The 19,550-nt window shown below is 45.5% G+C and carries 12 protein-coding genes; 3 read left to right on the top strand and 9 right to left on the bottom strand.

Annotation, left to right across the window (positions count from 1 at the left end; translation table 11 throughout):
• The 7 genes from K4A83_RS01140 to K4A83_RS01110 all read right to left on the bottom strand — a co-directional run bounded on the left by K4A83_RS01140 (window position 1) and on the right by K4A83_RS01110 (window position 12,492).
• The gene (locus K4A83_RS01140; RefSeq protein ID WP_265262535.1) at window positions 1-5,409 is read right to left on the bottom strand and encodes a trifunctional serine/threonine-protein kinase/ATP-binding protein/sensor histidine kinase; all 5,409 of its coding nucleotides are present in this window, start codon (window positions 5,407-5,409) and stop codon (window positions 1-3) included.
• A 428-nt stretch (window positions 5,410-5,837) separates the two neighbouring features.
• Window positions 5,838-7,220 (bottom strand): pyridoxal phosphate-dependent decarboxylase family protein, encoded by a 1,383-nt coding sequence (locus tag K4A83_RS01135; RefSeq protein ID WP_265262534.1) that lies wholly within the window; start codon window positions 7,218-7,220, stop codon window positions 5,838-5,840.
• 7 nt (window positions 7,221-7,227) lie between these two features.
• Window positions 7,228-8,388, bottom strand: coding sequence for a glycosyltransferase family 4 protein (locus K4A83_RS01130; RefSeq protein WP_265262533.1), 1,161 nt, complete (start codon window positions 8,386-8,388; stop codon window positions 7,228-7,230).
• A 68-nt stretch (window positions 8,389-8,456) separates the two neighbouring features.
• Complete coding sequence (locus K4A83_RS01125; RefSeq protein WP_265262532.1) at window positions 8,457-9,869, bottom strand: MFS transporter; 1,413 nt, start codon at window positions 9,867-9,869, stop codon at window positions 8,457-8,459.
• 69 nt (window positions 9,870-9,938) lie between these two features.
• Window positions 9,939-10,766 carry a DNA repair protein RecO gene (recO, locus tag K4A83_RS01120; RefSeq protein ID WP_265262531.1) on the bottom strand — a complete coding sequence of 276 codons (828 nt, stop codon included), beginning with the start codon at window positions 10,764-10,766 and terminating at the stop codon, window positions 9,939-9,941.
• On the bottom strand, window positions 10,763-11,449 hold the full coding sequence (gene deoC / locus K4A83_RS01115; RefSeq protein WP_265262530.1) for a deoxyribose-phosphate aldolase: 687 nt from the start codon (window positions 11,447-11,449) through the stop codon (window positions 10,763-10,765). The genes recO and deoC overlap by 4 nt, the downstream gene beginning before the upstream one ends.
• Before the next feature lie 113 nt (window positions 11,450-11,562).
• Window positions 11,563-12,492, bottom strand: coding sequence for a flippase-like domain-containing protein (locus tag K4A83_RS01110; RefSeq protein WP_265262529.1), 930 nt, complete (start codon window positions 12,490-12,492; stop codon window positions 11,563-11,565).
• A gap of 149 nt (window positions 12,493-12,641) precedes the next feature.
• On the opposite strand from K4A83_RS01110, the gene K4A83_RS01105 reads away from it, so the two are divergent.
• Window positions 12,642-14,864, top strand: a complete 2,223-nt coding sequence (locus K4A83_RS01105; RefSeq protein ID WP_265262528.1) for a PAS domain S-box protein — start codon at window positions 12,642-12,644, stop codon at window positions 14,862-14,864.
• 21 nt (window positions 14,865-14,885) lie between these two features.
• Window positions 14,886-15,212 carry an STAS domain-containing protein gene (locus K4A83_RS01100; protein WP_265262527.1) on the top strand — a complete coding sequence of 109 codons (327 nt, stop codon included), beginning with the start codon at window positions 14,886-14,888 and terminating at the stop codon, window positions 15,210-15,212.
• Here K4A83_RS01100 and K4A83_RS01095 read toward each other — a convergent pair.
• Complete coding sequence (locus K4A83_RS01095; protein ID WP_265262526.1) at window positions 15,198-16,571, bottom strand: glycosyltransferase family 87 protein; 1,374 nt, start codon at window positions 16,569-16,571, stop codon at window positions 15,198-15,200. The two genes, K4A83_RS01100 and K4A83_RS01095, sit on opposite strands and share 15 nt — an antisense overlap.
• Window positions 16,572-16,787: 216 nt before the next feature.
• On the opposite strand from K4A83_RS01095, the gene K4A83_RS01090 reads away from it, so the two are divergent.
• The gene (locus K4A83_RS01090) at window positions 16,788-17,738 is read left to right on the top strand and encodes a sulfotransferase domain-containing protein (RefSeq protein ID WP_265262525.1); all 951 of its coding nucleotides are present in this window, start codon (window positions 16,788-16,790) and stop codon (window positions 17,736-17,738) included.
• Window positions 17,739-17,740: 2 nt separating this feature from the next.
• Here K4A83_RS01090 and K4A83_RS01085 read toward each other — a convergent pair whose 3' ends face one another.
• Window positions 17,741-19,459 (bottom strand): protein kinase domain-containing protein, encoded by a 1,719-nt coding sequence (locus K4A83_RS01085; RefSeq protein WP_265262524.1) that lies wholly within the window; start codon window positions 19,457-19,459, stop codon window positions 17,741-17,743.
• Between the last annotated feature and the right edge of the window lie 91 nt (window positions 19,460-19,550).

Genomic DNA, 19,550 nt, shown 5'->3' with positions numbered 1-19,550 from the left:
TTATTGATGACGGTCTAAGGGTAAGGTAATTATAAACTCTGTTCCTTGACCCGGTTGAGAGTTAACGGTAATCTCTCCTTGATGTTTCTCGACTACAATTTGACGGGCAATGGCTAAACCTAGACCGGTTCCTTTGCCGACGGCTTTGGTGGTGAATAAATGGTCAAAAATGTGGGGTTTTACGCTTTCTTCAATGCCTTGACCATTATCGGCAATGGAAATCTTTACGCTGTGGTCTACTAGGGAAGTTTGAATGGTAATTTGATTGGGATGGGCGACAATTTCGGCAAAGGTTTTGTTGTGGCTACTTTCTTCTAAGGCATCGATGGCATTGGCTAAGATGTTCATGAAAACTTGGTTTAATTCCCCGGGAAAGCAGGGAATGGGGGGGATTTTACCGTAGTTTTGGATGATTTCAATGGCGGGGCGAGAGGCGTTGGCTTTAAGGCGATGTTTGAGGATGAGCAGGGTACTATTAATGCCATCATGGAGATTAAAGGAAATTTTACGCTTATGATCAGCGCGGGAGAAAATGCGTAAACTGGTGCTGATTTCTTGGATGCGATCGCACCCAGTCGCCATGGAGGCTAACAAATTGGGGAAATCTTCGAGCAAATAGTCGATTTCGAGTTCTTGCCCTTGGGCTAAAATGTCCTCATCATCTGGGTATTTCTCTTGATAGAGTCGCAAATAGTCGGTAATGTCGGTAAAGTTGGCGATCGCCTCTTTCACATTCCCTAAGATAAAACCGACGGGATTATTGATTTCGTGGGCAATCCCAGCGACTAAATTCCCTAATGCAGACATTTTCTCACTTTGCACCATCTGTAATTGTGCCTCTTGTAAGTCTTTTAAGGCCTGTTGCGCTTGTTGATAGAGACGAGCGTTTTCTAAGCTAATGGCGGCCTGGGTACAAAGGAAACGCAGGAGTTCCACGCGATCGCCTGTAAATACCCCAACGGTGAGACGATTCTCTAAGTACAAGATGGCCACCAGTTTCCCCTGATGCAAAATGGGAGTACATAACACACTCTTGGGTTGCTGTTGGAGAATATAGGCATCGGTGCTTAAACTGGGGTCCGCTGTGGCATCCATAATCACAGTGGGCTGTAGGCTGCGTTTAATGCTATGGATTAAACTGTGGGGAACACATATACTATGGGTCAAGGGAACAGGTGTCACCTGTGCCGACTCTCCCAATTGAGCGACTGCTTCTACATACCATTTGGACTCATGGGGCATTAATAACACCCCTTTATCGGCCCCCGCGTTTTCTAGTACAGTCTGGAGAAGGGTACTGAGGAGTTGCTCTAATTTAATCTCACGAGAGAGGGTTTGAGAAGCCTTTAAAACTGTCGTCAGATCAAGGGTTTGAGCTATACTGGTGGAACTGGAAGTCTGTTCTCCGAGGGTAGGTAAGTGGGAGAAAGGTGTGGGACTAAAGACGGTTTCTGTGGCCGAGAGGGGACTTTGAATGGTTTGTAAGATGGGGGCTAACAAACTGGGGTAACATTGCTCTAACTGCTCCACTTTAGCCGTTGCTCCCCAGTGAACATAACTATAGTAGGCTTGGGTAAGGTAGGTTTGGGCGATCGCCTCTTTCCCCCAATCTAGATAAAATTGTGCCGCCAGTTCGTTCCCTAGTGCGGCCTCGTGAAGGTAGCCATTAGTTTGAGCTTGTGCGATCGCCCGATCATATCCCTCAATCGCCCCCGCTTTATTGCCCAAAACCCGGCATTTTTCCGCCTCCAGTAAATCCACCTTATGCTGATGATTCATCGGAGCAAACTTAGCCCACCGCGCTAAAATTTGTTGATGCTCCTGGACTCGCTCTAAAATAACTGGTTGCTCCTCTTCTTTTGCCCCTGCATACTGTTGTAAAGAAGTCAACCCTGCATAGAAATGAAAAACCGGAGTTTGGAACATTCCCGTCACAGCAATAATATAGGGTTGTACCGTCTGAATCGCGGCTAACGCTTGGTCATAACGTCCGAATAAATAAGCCAATAATAACTTATAAACATAGAGAAAACCAAGGGGCGTTAATTCCTGTTCTTGATGATGTTTTGCTAACATCACCTTCTCATCATAAGCCTTGCCTTCTAACACCTCTGGAGTGGCAGTAAACGAGATCAAATTTTGGATAACTTCCTGCTCCATCTTGACATAAGTTAAACCAGAATATTGTTTAATTTGCTCTAAAAAAGTACAATATCCCTCCATTTGTTCTTGCCAGTCATTAAGAGAGATTCCAGCAAACAAATGATGGGAAAAGTTCACCGTGACGTTATAACCATAATAGACAAAATCGCCCACTTCTATTCCCGCTAGCATTCCCTGCTTAAAGACGGTAAAAGTTTTTTGAATCGACTCTTTATGATGATGAATGAAGTTCCCAAATAGCAGTAAAATACAAGACTTAAACGGTTGATTTTCAGGCTTATTTAATAAACTCATAGCCAAACGGCCAAACTGATAGCCTAACTCCACCTCTCCCAAAAAGGCACAAAGCACCATCCCATGAGCCACATAGCCAATAATTGAGGCGGGAGCATTGCCAAATTCTAGGGAGAGACTCACCATCTCACAAGTTAATAAAGGCATTAAATGAGTTGCTCCTTGAAAAATAGGCGCAAACAACATTCCTAATAATTCCATCCCAGCACTCATCTGGGGATTAGTCATGGCTGTTAGATTGGCGAGATTCGCAATTTTTTGTCCTTCTAATCTTGCACTTAATTTGTGAAGAGCTTGCTTGATTTTAGTTTCATCGGGTTCGGTTGGCAAATCAATCCCTAGCTGTGCGAGGGCATTTCGACCCACTTCAACGGCATCTAACATCCGAGTTTGAGCGGTGAGAGCATTAATTTTAATCTCATAGACTTTCACCCGATCTAAGATATTTTGAGCCGAATTTAAAACCGCTTCAATCCTCGTCTCCATCTGGATTAAATCCCCATTTAAATAGGCAACTTCTGCCCCTAAAATATGGAGTTCTAAGGTTAAGTTATAGTGAGTTTTCCAGCTTTGCTCGGCTAATAAATTTAACCCCATCTGTACAAACTCCAGTGCTGCACTATAAGCTGTTGATGTGCGGGCTTTTTCGGCAGCTTTTAAGTTCAATTGGACTAATTTTTCTCGTTCAGCTGGGTCTTTTATTAAAACTTGGCCGAGATTCAAATGTCCCACAATATCAAAAAGCTTTTCGTCTCGTTCAATTTCAGTTAAATTTTCTTGTAGTAATTTCCCTATCTTAAGGTGAGTAACTTGTTTTTGATCATGGGGAATTAAAGAATAAGCCGCTTGTTGGACTCGATCATGCAAAAAGCGATAGGTGGGGTTAACTTGCTCTTGAGAAACTATCTGTTGTTCCTGTTCCGACTGAAAGAATTTATAGACGCGACTGGTGGGAATGATATACCCTTCCCGTAAAACTTGCCACAGAGCAAGTGCCACCTCATGGGGCGTTTTTTCAGACACAATAGCTAAGGTGTTTAAATCAAACTGATTGCCAATACAAGCAGCTAATTTAAGTAGTTCTTGGCTGGTTTCAGGCAGCTTTTGTAACTGTAAAGCCATGAACTGAACTACATTATTACTCAGGGATAAAGTGTGAACTTGTTCTAGATCACATTGCCAATAACGTTGGTCGTAATTAAAGAAAATATATTGATCGTCATGAAGAGCTTTGAGAAATTGGGTGGCAAAAAAGGGATTACCTTGGGTCTTTTGGTTAATTAATTGTGTGAGGGGTTCTGCTAAATCTGGGGAGCAATGAAGGGCATCAGAAACGAGATCATTCACATCCTTCAATTTCAGGGGTGCTAGGGTTAAAGTATGTATAATTTTCTCCGCTTTTTTCAATTCTTCTACCGTCACGATAAAAGGATGACTGGGGAACACTTCATTATCGCGATAAGCTCCTAATAAAAGTAAATACCCCTGCTCATTCATTAGGAGCTTAATCAGTTGTAAAGATGCGGGATCTGCCCACTGTAAATCATCTAGAAATAAAACTAGGGGATGTTCTGGGGTAGTGAAAACAGAAATAAATTTCTGGAAGAGTAAACTAAAGCGATTTTGAGCAGCTGTTCCTGAAAGTTCTGTTACTTCCGGTTGTGAACCAATGACTTGTTCTAACTCCGGTAATACTTCAATTAGAACCTGTCCATTGTCTCCCAAAGCGGCTAAAATTTTAGCTTTCCATTGCTCTAATTGGGTATCGGATTCAGAGAGTAATTGACCCATTAAATCCTGTAGTGCTTGGATAAAGGCAGAAAGGGGAATATTACGATTAAATTGATCAAATTTGCCCTTGATAAAATACCCTCGTTGGCGTACAATGGGCTTATGAACTTCGTTAATAACGGCTGTTTTGCCAATGCCAGAAAAGCCAGCTACTAACATGAGTTCAACAGCACCTTGAGCCACCCGATCAAAAGCTTCTAAAAGGGTCTTAACCTCTGCCTGTCGTCCATAGAGCTTTTCGGGGATGAGAAAGCGATCGCTTAAATCCCGGGTACCGAGGGGAAATTCCCTAATCTCCCCGGAGGCCTGCCACTGGGTTAAACACTGTTCGAGGTCATATTGCACCCCCAAGGCACTTTGATAGCGATCTTCGGCATTCTTGGCCATGAGTTTAGCGGCGATCGCACTCACCATCAACGGAACGGCTGGATTTAGCTCCTCCATTGGGGTTGGCATCTGTGCAATATGGTAGTGAATTAACTCTAAGGGATCCGTAGCCGTAAAGGGAAGCCTCCCCGTCAGCAATTCGTACAGAGTCACCCCCAATCCATAGAAATCGGTGCGATAATCAATACCCCGATTCATGCGTCCCGTCTGTTCCGGTGCAATATAGGCTAAAGTCCCTTCTAAAATATTTGGACTTTGAATTTCTTGGGTTTCTTTCGGTAACAACGAGGCAATACTAAAATCAATTAATTTCACCTGTTTAGATTCAGGATGAATTAACAGATTGGCGGGTTTAATATCTTTATGAATAATGCGGTGTTGATGGAGATCATGGAGAATCCCAGCCACTTGAATAGCAATCTCTAACACCTCAGACACCACTAACCGCTTTTGCTGACAGTAGTCTCCTAATGCTACCCCCCCCACATCTTCCATCACGAAAGCATAGCCATTGCCGAGAGATTCTAAGCACAGGGGTTTTACAATACCTGCTATCGGGAGATTTTTGGCGATCGCATATTGATTCCGTAACTGCACTAACTCCCCAAAACTCGGATATTCCCGTCGCAACACCTTAATCACCACCGGAGTCTGCGACTCATCCTCTACCCCTCGATAAACAGCCGTCCGAGAACCTAAATATAATAACTCAAGGATAGTATACCCCTTAAGAGTGGGGGGTTTCACAGAGGATATTTTCGCGAGATTTGCCATATGAACCCAAAAGATTGCCAAAGAGTGCAGAGAAACAATGAGGAAAATAGTGCCATCATGGTGAGCCAAATGTGATCCCCATATTGTAGACAACAAGGAAAGCCCATGTCATCTCTCCATTGGGTGTTATCAAAAGTCAATCGTTTTCTCAACCCGATTCTTTACCTTTCATGGAGACTTACTACAGGAAAGAGAGAAACAATCCTAGCCAATGGATTGTTAAGCGAAGACATCTCTTCGCGGAGAGAATTTAATTGTCATAGCAGACGACCCCCCAGACCTTATTCCTTAATTTTAGGTTAAATTCTCCACAATAAACGAAGCCCCCTCTATCTTCCCCCAAGGTCATAACATTTCTTAATCTGACCTCTATTGGTTGCTCAATTGACCTAGCTCAAGTAGCCAGGAAGGGATTTTAACTCAAGGTGCTAATCATTAAGATTTGTTACAAAGTTTTCTCCCTTCAAAACTCCCTCTGTCACCCGATCTAAAATTGCCCAAATAGACTCAATCCAAGCTAAATGTTCCGGTTTCATTAAACAAGATCGTAAACAAGTGATAAAGTCTTGATCCCACTCCATCACCACTCCCTGCTGTTCCAATAAATATCGGGGTAAGGTGGCTAAAGCGAGGTGTAAATTTTCCCGTGCAGCCGCCTTAAAAACCGCTTGTGCTAACCGAGAAGACTGACTCGCCCTTTCGCCAGAAACCGCCCAGATTACAATATCTAACTCTGGAGGAAAAGCAACTATAAACCGGGAGTCCTGTTGCAGCTTATTAAACAAAATTCTAGCCCCTTGACAAGACTGAGTTAAACCTTGGGCAAACTCCCCATCTGGGACTAAGGGAAATAACCTCTGAGTCGCCCACAGTGCAACCGCAGCCGATCCCGGTCTAGAACATTCGAGGCTAATTTCTCCTAAATGCAACTCGTCTGAACTAAAATAAGTATAGGGGGAATCATGATGATAAAAACGGCCCACTGTTGGCTCTTTAAACAACACACAACCACAGCCATAGGGTTGAAGTCCATGTTTATGAGGATCAATAACAATTGAATCCACTTGATTCAGGCAATCAAAGGCTTGTTTAGTCTCTGGGGCTAAATCTTCAACTAAGCGAAAATACCCCCCATAAGCGGCATCAGCATGAAGGCGAAATCTATAGTCTTTTTGTAGCTCCAAAATTTCCGGTAATGGGTCAACTGAACCGGTAGCCGTTGTTCCCAGAGTAACAACAACCGTGCCGATTTTTTCAGTCTCTAAAAGTCGTTTAAGCTCCCCCACATCCATCTGAGCGCGAGGATTACAGGGAACAGCTAAAAAGGGAATATCTAAGACCTTACAAATGCGAGAATGAGTATAATGGGCTTGGCTAGAGGCGACAATTTTTTGACCCGGATGTAGATTTTTAGCCACCCATAGGGCCTCTAAATTAGCCACCGTTCCCCCACTGCATAAATGGCCTAAATGGCGCTCCCAGCCGCACATTTTAGCTAAATCTGCCACGGCCTCTTTCTCTAGGGCGGAACTCGCTTTTCCCCCATCCAGCGCGTGATTATTGGGGTTAATCCATAAAGACAACATATAGGCCAGACGCGCTATAGGGGCGGGAGGTTTTAACATTTGTCCCGCATACAAGGGATGAGGATAGGGGTAGTTATCCTGCATTCGTTCAGCCACCTCTAGCAGCAGATTCTGGACAGCTTCTAAGTCCAGAGGCTGTTCTACCTCGGGCAGGGTGTTAAAGCCCTCCTTTAAGCGTTTAAGGGCGGTTTGGAGTAGTGCTAAACTGGCATCTTCTAAAACCATTGGCAGATTAAGCCCAGCGAGTATAGGTTAAGGTCTGAGTTTCGGTCAAAACCTCCTGATAGAGTTGCTCTAACTGGGTAATATTGCGGCTGAGGGTGTAGCGTTCTAAAACCCGTTTGCGGCCTTTCTGACCCAATAATACAGTTAATTCCGGTTGATCTCGGAAGAGAGGGAGTAGGGTTTTTAATTGAGTTGTGACCCCTTGGGTACTCATGACCACCCCGGCCCCGTCTTCAATCACTTCGGCATCAGCCCCGGCATCGGTAGCAATGCAGGCCACTCCACAGGCCATCGCTTCCAAGAGGGAGAGGGATAGACCTTCCACTAGGGAGGGCAGAATAAAGGCATCGGCAGCGCGTAGAATCTCAATGCGCTGTTGTTCGTCGGCGACAAATCCGTACCAGAGAATGCCGTCTTCTGGGGTGTAGAAGGGTTTTAACACGGTGCTGAGGGGGCCATCTCCCACGATAACTAATTTGCAATCAGGCCCCATGTTGGCTAGTTTCCAAGCTTTGAGCATGGCCTCCACGTTTTTCTCGGTGGAGATGCGTCCCATGTAGACAAATAGCCGTTTTGCCCCCAGTTGGGCTTTAAAGCGAGAGGGGCCAGGGGAGTATTTTTGTACGTCTACGCCGTTGGGAATGATGACTACTTTGGGGTCGGGGACTCCTAAACGCACTAGGAGGTCTTTCTGGATTTGGGAAAAGACAATCACCCGGTCGTAGTTGGCTAAACAGGGGGCGTATAGCTGATAGGTGAGAAACTGGGCGCTGGATTTGAGGTTGCGTAGTTTGCTGTCGAAGGGGGGGTGAAAGGTGGCAATGAGGGGAAGGTTTAATTCGGCGCAAATTTCCGGTAGGCGGAAATCAAGGGGGGAAAGGGTGAGGGAGGCGTGAACAAGGTCAGGTTTGAGGTCAGCGAGCGATCGCATCAACACTTTACTCGACTTCGGCGTGGGGATGGTGTAAATCTGGGATTTATACAAGAAGGGTAGCACGACCTCAGAATGGTGGGCCCAACTATCAGAGAGGGATTCCTCTTGGGCAAAGTGGAGGAAACTCACGCGATGGTTGCGTTCTAGGAGGGCGTTACTGATTTCTCGACCGTAGGTGACGTTGCCACAAAACGGGGATTTTTTCCCCAGCCAAGCGATATGGTGATGGTGCATTCACAAATAAGGGAGTAACAACTCTTGAGGGAAACAATCAGACAGGGATGATCGTTCACATGATACTATTAATTCCCGGATCTAGGTGCAATTGACCCTTTTTGGGCAATATACCAGGTTAGGGTCCCCCCAAGGACGACAAAGGCCGCTAGCACCCATAAGACGGTTTTTAAGCCCCAGAAGGACTCAGCCACTCCGGCCAGGGCGAGGGGGAGGGAGAGGGCGATGTTAATGGCGTTATTTTGTAGCCCAAAGACTTTCCCGCGCATTTCTTCGGGGGTTTCGGCTTGGATGGTGGTCTGCATGGGAACGCCAATCAGGGCGGCAAAAATGCCCAAACATCCGGTCATCAGGAGGGCGAGAATGAGGTTGTGGGTGGAGAAGGAGAGGCCGAGGAGGGAGAGGGCCATTCCGGCGGACCCCCAGAGACTCAGTTGAGCGTTGCGGAATCCTTGCCCCCAGTGACCTAAAAAGGCGGCGCCTAAGCCCATGCCGAGTCCGGCAGAGGCGAGGAGAAAGCCGAATTGTTCTGCTTTGAGGCTGGGGATGGAGGCGGCCAGGGGAACCGCTAGGACGGCGAGGGCGGCGAAGACGGAGAAGAGGATGACTAACTGGACGAGGGCGTTCCGCACGCGATGATGGGCTTGGAGGTACTGAATCCCGTCCCAGATGTCTTGGAAGACGTGGGGGCGTTCGATTTCGAGGGCGGCTCGCTTTTCTCCGGTTTTGAGGAACAGGAGAATTATTCCGGCGATCGCATAGGCCCCGCCCACTAATAATTCTTTGCCAAAAGACCAGCCGAGCGCAGTCCCTAGATGATCCATGGCGGCCAGGAGGGGTTCCCCAACGGCAAAACCAATGATTAACAGCGCCATCATGGTGGTGGTGTAGAGGGAGTTAGCCGGGAGGAGGCTTTGCCGTTTGACAATCAGGGGTAGGGCGGCCTGTTCGGCTGGGGCGAAAAATTGGGTTAGGGTGGAGACAAAGAAGGTGATGACGAGGAGCAGGAGAAAGCCCAGGGGAACTCCCCACAACCAGCCCCCATCTCGGGCTAACCAGAGTAGGGGCGGAATGGCTAAAACAGCACCCCCCCGTAGGAGATTGCTTAACACTAGCACATCTTTTTTCGGCCAACGATCCACAAAAACCCCGGCTAGGGAGCCAAAGAGGACGGCGGGGATGGTGAAGGCGATCATAATGGCGGACACCCAGCCACTAATGGGCTGATCCGGTGCTTGGAAGCGGCTGGCAATCAGGGCAATCATTAGCACCAGATAGATTTTATCGGCCAGTTGGGAGAAGACTTGACCCAACCAGAGGACGAGAAAGCGCGGGTTTTCTAGGACTGGCCCAAACCCCCGCTTAACGGTCGGTGAGAGGCACTCAGACCGGGGCAGATGATGGGGGTCAGAGGCTTCTGGGGTCGGGGTTGTGGAATGGGGACGTTGGCGTTTTTCTTGTTCAGGTTCAAACAACTGCATCACTAAGGGATTATCTTTTTAACTAAAACGAATTACGAATTAAGTGAGATTAAGAAAAGCTAAGAAATTTTAAAAATCTACTGTAAATAAGGTATCAACTAATGCGGCCGATCGAATGGGCTTGCCTAAATGATATTGGGTGTAGTTCCGGAGGGTTTGCTCAATTTTAAGCCAGAGGGCTTTGTTGAGGGCGTTCAGGTTGTGGGGATTGCAGGGTTCAATCTGGGCGAGGTGTTGGAGGAGGGTGAGTTCTTGGGCCCCGAGGAAGGTGTTCATGGGGGGTGGGGTGATTAGGTCGTATTCGACGCAATAGGTGGAGGCGGGGTGGGGGGGACCCGAGAGGGGAACCACGCCGCCCACTTCAAAGCTAAAGCCTACTCGTTCGCCGGGGGTGAGGTGTCCTTGGACTTGGGGGGCTAGTCCGGCTAGGGTGAGCAGGTGGAAAACGCCCTGAGTGAGGGAGCAGAGGAGGGAGACGGCGGCAAAATCACTGCTATGGGAGGGGGGATGGTTGGGGAGTTGATCGAGGCGTTGCAGGTGTAATTTCAGCAGTTCTAGGAGTTCGGCTTGGGGTTGGTCACTGAGGCCAACGGCTAAGACCATTTCGGCCCAGTATTGACTGGTGGCGAGTTTGCCTAAATCTTGGCTGAGACGGGGGTAGGATTCGAGGGTTTCGGCTTGAATGATTTTATCGAGCGATCGCCCTTTGACCAATAACAGTTCATTGACGACAAAGGGTTCAATGCGTCCCCGGAGGGAGGACTTGGGTTTGCGCGCACCGGGGGCGACGGCCTGCACTAAACCATATTCGGCGGTGAGGATGGTCACGAGGCGATCGCACTCTCCCAGCGCCAAACTCTTCAAATTAATCCCCGTGGCTTTATAGGTCCGACTCATTCTTTGTCCTCAAAGGCGATCGCCTCCCGTTGGCGCAGCAAGTCCACCCCCCGAGAGGTTCCCAAGCGCGTCGCCCCGGCCTGAATCAATTCTAAAGCCTGTTGTGGGGTGCGAATCCCCCCCGAGGCCTTAATCCCCACCTGTCCCCGGGTGATATCCTTGAGCAAGCGCACATCGGCCACCGTTGCCCCCCCAAACCAGCCTGTACTGGTTTTAAGGAAAGACACCCCCGCATCTAAACACACCTCCGCCGCGAGGCGTTTTTCCCCCTCTGTCAACACCGCCATTTCTAAAATCGCCTTAACCGTTTGCCCACTTTCCTCACAAATCTCCGCCATTTCCTGATAAATACGTTCTGTATCTCCCCCCTTTAACCAACCTAAATTAATCACCACATCCAACTCCCGCGCCCCATTTTCCACCGCTTCGAGGGCTTCATACACTTTCGTGGCTCTCGTAGAGGCCCCCGAGGGAAAACCAATCACCGCACAGACTTGAGGGACTTTTCCTTGGAGGGCTTCCCTGGCCGTGGAAACCGCCCAAGGATAAACACAGACCGCCGGGAAATCATAGCGAAGTGCTTCCCCACAGGCCTGTTGTACCGCTTCTAAGGTCGCTGTGGGTTGTAATACAGCCTGATCTATATACTCAGCTAAGTCAATTTCGGAATAACCGCGTTCCATACTGCTGTTGAGTTGGGGGATTGTTGTATTTCATTCTACCAGCCAAGAATGCTATAGCTGCCTAATTTAAGTCCGATCAATCTAAGACTCCTCACGCCTTTAGACCTAGGACGTCAAAAACTGAACCGTTTCTGGGATAACCAAGCCAGAAACGCGCCTAGGGTTTCTGCGAGGGTGGCGATTAAACGATAAACGGCGACGGTGGCTAAGATGACACTGGGACTCCATTGGGGTTGTAAGAGAGAAAGAATGGTGGCCTCAAAAATCCCAATCCCACCGGGAGCCCCGGGGATGACTAAACCCAGCAGCCAAGCTAGACAAAAACTGCTTAAAAGGAGAGGGAGTTGGTTTGGGGTGAGGGACTGAAAGACCAACAGGGTGAGAACAAAACCACTGCCCCGTAGGAGAAGAAAGATCAGTTCTCCGGCAAGGGGTTTGAGGGGGTAGTGCGTGATGGTGGGCAGGGAATACCCGGCCTGGGGGAGTCCTTTGAGACGGCCTTTGATTTGGGAGGCCGCCCGGAGAAGGGGGTTGAGAAAGCGGGGGTGAATGGCGATGAGAACCCCTATCAGAATGGGGAGTTGGAGGGCGAGGTAGAGGTTAGGCCGCAGGAGGAGGGTCAGCAGAAGGGCCGCAGCAACCATGAGGAGGGGTTCTAGGAGGACGCTGAGGGTGGCAATGGCCAGGGGGACGTTTTGCCGTTGGGCGGCCACCACACGACCGTAAAAATGCCACACATTGCCCGGGAGGTATTTGGCTAGATTGGTTAGGAGATAGACGCGGATGCTCCATTGCGCTGTGACGGGATATTGTAGGGTTTGGAGAATCCACCCCCACACCCAACCGGACCAAATATGAGCGAGGAGGGTGAGGACAAGTGCGATCGCCAATTTTAGCCCACTCCCTCCCTCCAGTTGTAAGGTGAGGACTTCAGACCAGTGGGAACTTAGGGTTTGCAACAGGAAAAACCCCACCACCCCCATCACCAACCAGCGCAGGTAGGGTTTCAGACGAGGATAGAGGGATTGAGTCAGCCATTCCATTTTGTGTTGTTAGTAAGGTTAATTAATTTTCCTATGGCTTTCTGTGTAGTGGCTACATTGCTCTTTATGATGAAAAGAGAAATGATCTAATGTTCATTAATTTGGGGTGAATCAATACCTGGGGCCTGATAGTGGGAGTCTAAAACAAGATGAAGACCTTAATAGTAGACGATGCAAGCCATAACCTAAATTCGTTGGAACAAGTCTTGCGATCGCAAAATTATCAGATTACCCGTTGTTCTGATGTCAATAGCGCTTGGGAAATCTTTGCCCAAGAAGTGTTTCCTTGGGTCTGGATGACCTTGGGGGAGGAATTAGACCCCCGTCTACACCTCTGCCAAGAAATGCGATCGCGCTTTCCTAACCTCCTCTGCATTGCCATCACCACTCACGAAAACCCCACCATCCTCGAACCTTGGCTCAATCATGGTGGCAACGATTATCTCATTCTTCCCGCCTCCCCCGAGCAAATTAACCTCCGTCTCACCATTTGGCACAAACAACTTCAACCAGCAACTCCAGACCCAGAACGCTTTCAATTCCACAATAATGGCAGTTTACGCCCCCTCCATCTCGACAACATTAAGCAAGCGACCTTAATGCAATTTCCCTACATTGCAACCCATCACCTCCGCCAAACCCTCATTCAATTTAAAAATCAACTCTCGGAACTTCTAGAACAATCCCGACAAGTCCCCCTAGATACAACCGCTAACGACTATTTAACCAGCATTTTAGACCGGGCCAATCTAATGCAGCAATTAGTCGGCGATTTACTCATTGATACCCAGTCCCAATTACAAGAAGTCACCCCAAACCCCGTCATTCACCAAGATTATGTCATTGTTAACAGTAACTTCACCATTAAAGAATTTTCCGAAAACGTCGCTCGCTTTTCTGATGGAAAATACACCCTAAAAAAAGGTGAAGATTTGCGCAAGTTTTTTCCTGAGTTTATTGGCTCAGAAGATAGCCTTATCCAAATCATTAAAGGAAAGAAAAAATCATTTGAACTCCTAGGATTAGGTCGCTTTGACCAACCAGAAAACCCCCAACATGAAAATCCTTTATATTTTGATATTCATGTCATGAAATACCCAGAAAGTATAGCAGGGAAAAGATGTTTAATCATCCTGCTCAATAACGCTACCGAACGCATGGTATTCCAGCAAAAGCTGATGCAAACCGCCAACGAAACCCAACTCTTACTGAAAAGACTTTCTAGCACCAAAGACTACATCAACCAGATCATTTTGTCAATGGCTGATGCTCTGATTGTCACCACCAAAACCGGGCTAATCAAAAAAATTAACCCCGCCACCCAAAAACTCTTTGGTTATCGGGAACTTGAACTATTAGGACAACCGATTAACAAAATATTTGCTCCCTACTACTTTGATATTCTACAAGATAAACAACACCATCACACTTTATCCCAAACCGAAATTACTTGTTGTAAAAAAACAGGGGAAGAAATATCCGTTTCCTTCTCCCGTTCCCCCATTGAAACCGAAGAAGGAATGCAGGAATTTGTTTATGTAGGTCGAGATATTACCGAGCGCAAACGAGCCGAACTTAAAATCAAGAATCTGAATTCCTCCTTACAAGAGCGTACCCGAGAACTCGAATTAGTCAACGAAGAACTTGAATCCTTCTCCCGCACCGTTTCCCATGACCTAAAAACCCCCCTTTCCCATATAGAATTCTTCAACCAAATACTATTAGAAGAATATGGAGACTGTTTAGATGACGAAGGCAAAGATTATCTAGAGCAAATTAGAAAATCCTGTGTTAGAATGCGCCAGATGATCCACGATCTTCTACAATTAGCCCATGTGACCCGCACAGAGTTAACCATTGGTCAAGTTGACCTAAGTCAAATGGCGGAAAAAATTATACAAGACTTTCAACGCAATAATCCCCAACGTCAGGTTATCTGTTCTATTGTCCCTAACTTAATCGTTTATGGCAATGAGGGATTACTACAAGTTGCCCTAGAAAACCTCCTAGGCAATGCCTGGAAATATACCAAAAAACAAACCGAAACTAAAATTGAATTTGGAGCATTATCCCTTCCCACAGAAACAGGGGAACTCAACGAGGAGAGTCTAGATGATAATTCAGATCAAAATCTGGAAAAAAACACCGAAATAGTCTATTTTGTCCGCGACAATGGCGCAGGATTTAATATGGAATATGCCGACAAATTATTTACCACCTTTGGTCGTTTACATTCTCAACGAGAATTTGAAGGAACAGGGATCGGTTTAACCACAGTTCAACGTATTATTCAACGGCATGGGGGCAAAATTTGGGCCGAAGCAATAGTCAATCAAGGGGCAACTTTCTATTTTACATTAAACATCAATTAATCCATATCAATTAAGGGTACAATGAATATTGTTCTACGCCCCCAACGGGATTTAGATATTAAAGGTGCTTCCCTACTGCAACAAAAAGTCGTCAACTTACTACCAGCCCCCGATAATTCTTGCTGGGTCATTGATTTAGTTCAAGTCAATTCAGTGAACCACTTTGGGCTAACTGCTTTAATGGCTGTCCGTCGGGCTGCGAGACAGTATAAGTGTCGTTTGTACTTATTAAATGTCAAGCAGCAAGTGCGTTATATGTTAGAAATTACCGAGTTAGACAAAGAGTTTAAAATCATTGACAGTTTAGAGGAAGTTTTTGATTCTGGGATTCGGTTACTCTTGTGTTAGTTGTCCTCTACTCAACGCTTTAAGTTTTGCCAACTGCTGAGGATGAATTAGGCTTAAACTAATTCCAGTGAAAACAATCCAGAGCAACATATTGGCAATAAACATATACTGATTATGTAACAGCATATATTCTACAGTAATTAGTCCCAGTAACCACCAATGTCCAGTTTCAACCTTGTGACGATTACCCCATAAAAAGAGAATTGGGATAATATTAATTACACTGGAATGCAAAAGAGAACCGGGATAGATAATTAAAGATAACATCAGCATAGACATAAAAGCCCATTGCTCATTTTTCTGATTTACCCTAAGACAAACCCACAGAGTCGTTAAACCTAATAATAATCCAATGGTAATATGTAGCGGATGGAAAATCGGTGAACCACCAGAAGGTGTGTAATTAGTCAAGCGTAATATATTTGCTAATAGTGACCCGTTGATGGGTTCAATATACACTTCAAACGGTAAAGCAGAATAGGGAGCATCCGTTAAATAAGTATGAAATGGCTTGACTCCAATAATTAACAAAGTTACCAAAGTCAGTCCTATTAATACCCCAAAAGCTGATGCTACAATTCTCCATTGTCGTCTAGCAACCACATAAACCAATAGTAGAGCAACAAAGGGTTTAATTAAAATGCCTAATCCTAACCACCCCCCCCCTATGAGTTTAGACTGATTCCGCCAATACATTAAAATAGTTAGGAGAACCATAAAATTGGTTTGGGCAAAGAGGAGGTTACTTTTTACGCCAAAAATAGTTAAAGTTAAGCTAGTTACAGTTAGTAAGCCCAATATTTTATGATGTTTAAAGAACCTTTCCCACAACAGAATAATGGTTACAATTAAAACCAAAATATTAACCCCATACCAGAATATCAACGCCAATCTAGGTTCAAACCACCCGAGGGGAATAAATAACAAGATACTGGGGGGAGGGTAAGGAAAACCACAGCAGAGAAAAGCGTGAGTAAATCCTTCACCAATGTATTCGTTTAAATTAAAGGAAATAACCAAGGATTTTAGCACATTAGCATCATACAGATTTAGACCACTAACAGCCGCTTTTCCTCCTAGCCAAAACGCTAGAAAGTCCCAGTCTGGAAGATTTATTATGTTATTAACAATAATTGTAAAAATATGATAACACAATAACAGTAATAATCCTAAATTAATCCCCCATAATAATGTAGTTTTAACCCAGTGATCTTGAGCTTCTTTATCTTTAAAATGTAACAATAACAAGATGATAGGAACAGCTAATATCCAGCCGGGAATATTTAAGAGAGTGGACAAAATAGCAGAAACGCTAGACAATAAAACTAATGCAAGGATTGTAAGATTTTGAGGTTTCATCACTTAATGATCAGTTGCTTATGTTGGCAAGTAATTGTATATAGCATTTCCAAATCATTGATCAACTATCAGGGAAGTTTCTCATAATACTTCAAGCTCCTTGTAACCCTTGTATACTGTTCCCTGTTCCTTGTTCCCTTTGCTTTTCCTTGTGGATTACAAAACTCAAATGGAAATGCTATAACAGTGCAACCCCATTATAGTGAGAAATTCTTCATGACAACACCTACTCAAAAACCCAACTTTTTCATTGTTGGCGCTCCTAAATGCGGCACAACGGCAATGCACAGCTATTTAGAGCAACACCCAGAAATTTTTATGCTCAACATCCCCGACTCCCCGGACAATTTAGCTGGAGGGAAAAGGGAAATCCACTTTTTTGGTAGTGATTTAAATTTTAGCCGACCTACTCTTGAGGAATATCTCAGTTATTTTAATGAGACTAAGGATGAAAAAATTCGGGGAGAATCATCTGTATTTTATCTCTATTTTAAGCGGGCGGCACAGGAGATTAAGCAGTTTAATGCTGAGGCAAAAATTTTGATTATGCTCAGGAATCCTCTAGAAATGATGTATTCTTGGCATTCACAGTTGGTTTTTTGGGGAGATGAAAATATTGCAGATTTTGCAACAGCTTTAAAGGCAGAAGCTACCCGGCAAAAAGGGATGGGTATTCCTGAAAAAAGGGATCATCCCGTTGAATGTTTTTTTTATTCGAAAATTGCTTGTTATACGGAACAGGTCAAGCGGTATCTAGATATTTTTGGACGAGAGAATGTAGAGATCATTATTTTTGATGATTTCAAGCAAGATACCCTAGCTGTGTATCGAAAGACTTTACAGTTTTTAGGGTGTCGAGATGATTTTGCAGCCGATTTTAAGGTGGTTAATGCTAATCGTCAAGTCCGCAATATTGCTGTTCAGCAATTTTTACGTCGTCCCCCTAAATCTTTACGTTCTGTTGTGCGCTTTCTGATTCCCTCTCGGATTCGCAAAAGCTTAAGAGGGAGTCTAGAACAATACAATGTTGAACAAAAATCTCGTTCACCTCTTAATCCTGAGTTAAAAGAACGTTTACAGCGAGAATTTAGGCCAGAAATTGAACAGTTGAGCGAGTTATTACATCGAGATTTAAGCCACTGGGTGGGAGTTGGGGGAAATCATTAAGATTACAGGCGATGGCTGTCTTGAAATACCCATATTTCCCGGTTTGCATCCCATTCTAAGCGAAAACGGAGACGATCTCTTGAGGTTTGACCATTTTTAAGTTGGTAACGGAGTTGGGTCATTACTGTTGCGGTTTCTCCGGTATTTTGGATGACTTGCACTTGTTGAACGTCTACATTTTCTACACTCTCCCACCAGTTGGTATAGTCACTGTAACGATTGTTGGAATGTTTGCGTTGAAAGTCGGGGGAAAGTTGTTGCCAAGCGCTGTTATAGTCACGACGGTTAATCGTTGCATAATAGTCTTGCACGGCTTGAGCGGGTGAGGGGTTAGTGTTAGAGTTTGGGGTGTCTGTGGGCAGGTCTTGGAATTTAACGACATTGGGGTTATCGTTGGGGTTAGGACTGGCGAAAGAACAGTAGGCATCAGGGATTTGTTGTCCATGTTGTCGCAATAGTTCAAGGCAGCGATCGCGCTGATCAAATTTCCCCGCATAAACTTGATAATAGGGCCGACCGGATAAGTTGGCATAGTCAGGAATCCAAAATTCCCCCGCGCTGCTATATCCTGCTTGTCTCAACTGCCGCAAGCGCTGTTGAGCATTTTCCCGGTTTTCATAGGCAGAATCCGCGACAAAGTAGAAAGGGGAAAGGGTAGGAGTTGAGGGAGGGGTAGGAGTTGAGGGAGGGGTAGGAGTTGAGGGAGGGGTAGGAGTTGAGGGAGTGGTAGGAGTTGAGGGAGTGGGGGGGTTTTGGGGGGGATTAGAGGCGTTCAAAAACATGACGGCACTTACCCCACTCACGCCTATAATTGTCCCTATAATGGCTGCAAACAGCCACAGAGGGAGGGTTTTTGAGGGGGTGGGAGTGACGGGAGGGGGAGGACTGGCTACGACTGTCGCGGCAAGGGGATGTAATGCGTCTAACATATCCTGTGCGGTGCGGAAGCGATCGCGAGGATGATATTCTAAGGCACGATCTAATACTTCTGCTAATTCTAAGTCTAGGTTAGATGTATGATTTCGCCACTTAATTTCTCCCGTTTGTGGGTCGATTAAATCCGAGGGTTGCTTACCTGTCAAGAGGGCAACAATGGTTAAAGCCAAGCTATATAAATCACTGGAAAAAATAGGTCGTCCGGCGGCTTGTTCTGAAGGCATAAATCCGGGAGTTCCAATGACAATAGAAGAAGTCATTTTTCCTTCAGAATTGACCTCGATTCCCATGGTTTCTTTAACGGCACCAAAATCAATGAGGACAGGCTTAAAATCAGACTGACGCAAAATAATATTATCGGGTTTTATGTCACGGTGAATAATCCCCTCCTTGTGGATATAGTGTAAGACAGGTAATAAACCCATGAGGATTTCCCGCGCTTCTGGGCTGCTTAATGTTCCTTGCTGCATCCGTTTAGAGAGAGGTAGCCCTTCAATGTATTCTTGCACCAGATAAAACTGATTATTTTCTACAAAATAGGCGTAAAGTTGGGGAATTTGGACTTGTTCTGTGCCGAGTTTCTCTAAAATAGCAGCTTCCCGTTGAAACCGTTCTTGTACTAATTGATAAACGGCGGGTTTATGACCAATGGGTTGTAATTTTTTAACGACACAAATGCGCTGGGAGGGCATATGGGTATCTTTGGCCAAAAAGGTTTCACCAAAGCCCCCTTGACCGAGTTTATTGATAATTAAATAGCGATTATTTAATAAAGTGGGTGTCATTTTTTCTGTTACACTCAAAATAGTGAGGTGATCCCATTTTCTTTAAACATCCCTGTAACCGTATTATCCGCTAAAATAATCAAGGGACGAA

Source organism: Spirulina subsalsa FACHB-351 (assembly GCF_026130165.1).
Lineage (GTDB): Bacteria > Cyanobacteriota > Cyanobacteriia > Cyanobacteriales > Spirulinaceae > Spirulina_A > Spirulina_A subsalsa_A.
This window is presented reverse-complemented; position numbering and strand designations above follow the sequence as displayed.

Bases quoted from the DNA above. Each gene is read 5' to 3' on its own strand.
- K4A83_RS01140 (WP_265262535.1), bottom strand. From the start codon at position 5,409: ATGGCAAATCTCGCGAAAATATCCTCTGTGAAACCCCCCACTCTTAAG.
- K4A83_RS01135 (WP_265262534.1), bottom strand. From the start codon at position 7,220: ATGGTTTTAGAAGATGCCAGTTTAGCACTACTCCAAACCGCCCTTAAA.
- K4A83_RS01130 (WP_265262533.1), bottom strand. From the start codon at position 8,388: ATGCACCATCACCATATCGCTTGGCTGGGGAAAAAATCCCCGTTTTGT.
- K4A83_RS01125 (WP_265262532.1), bottom strand. From the start codon at position 9,869: ATGCAGTTGTTTGAACCTGAACAAGAAAAACGCCAACGTCCCCATTCC.
- recO (WP_265262531.1), bottom strand. From the start codon at position 10,766: ATGAGTCGGACCTATAAAGCCACGGGGATTAATTTGAAGAGTTTGGCG.
- deoC (WP_265262530.1), bottom strand. From the start codon at position 11,449: ATGGAACGCGGTTATTCCGAAATTGACTTAGCTGAGTATATAGATCAG.
- K4A83_RS01110 (WP_265262529.1), bottom strand. From the start codon at position 12,492: ATGGAATGGCTGACTCAATCCCTCTATCCTCGTCTGAAACCCTACCTG.
- K4A83_RS01105 (WP_265262528.1), top strand. From the start codon at position 12,642: ATGAAGACCTTAATAGTAGACGATGCAAGCCATAACCTAAATTCGTTG.
- K4A83_RS01100 (WP_265262527.1), top strand. From the start codon at position 14,886: ATGAATATTGTTCTACGCCCCCAACGGGATTTAGATATTAAAGGTGCT.
- K4A83_RS01095 (WP_265262526.1), bottom strand. From the start codon at position 16,571: ATGAAACCTCAAAATCTTACAATCCTTGCATTAGTTTTATTGTCTAGC.
- K4A83_RS01090 (WP_265262525.1), top strand. From the start codon at position 16,788: ATGACAACACCTACTCAAAAACCCAACTTTTTCATTGTTGGCGCTCCT.
- K4A83_RS01085 (WP_265262524.1), bottom strand. From the start codon at position 19,459: ATGACACCCACTTTATTAAATAATCGCTATTTAATTATCAATAAACTC.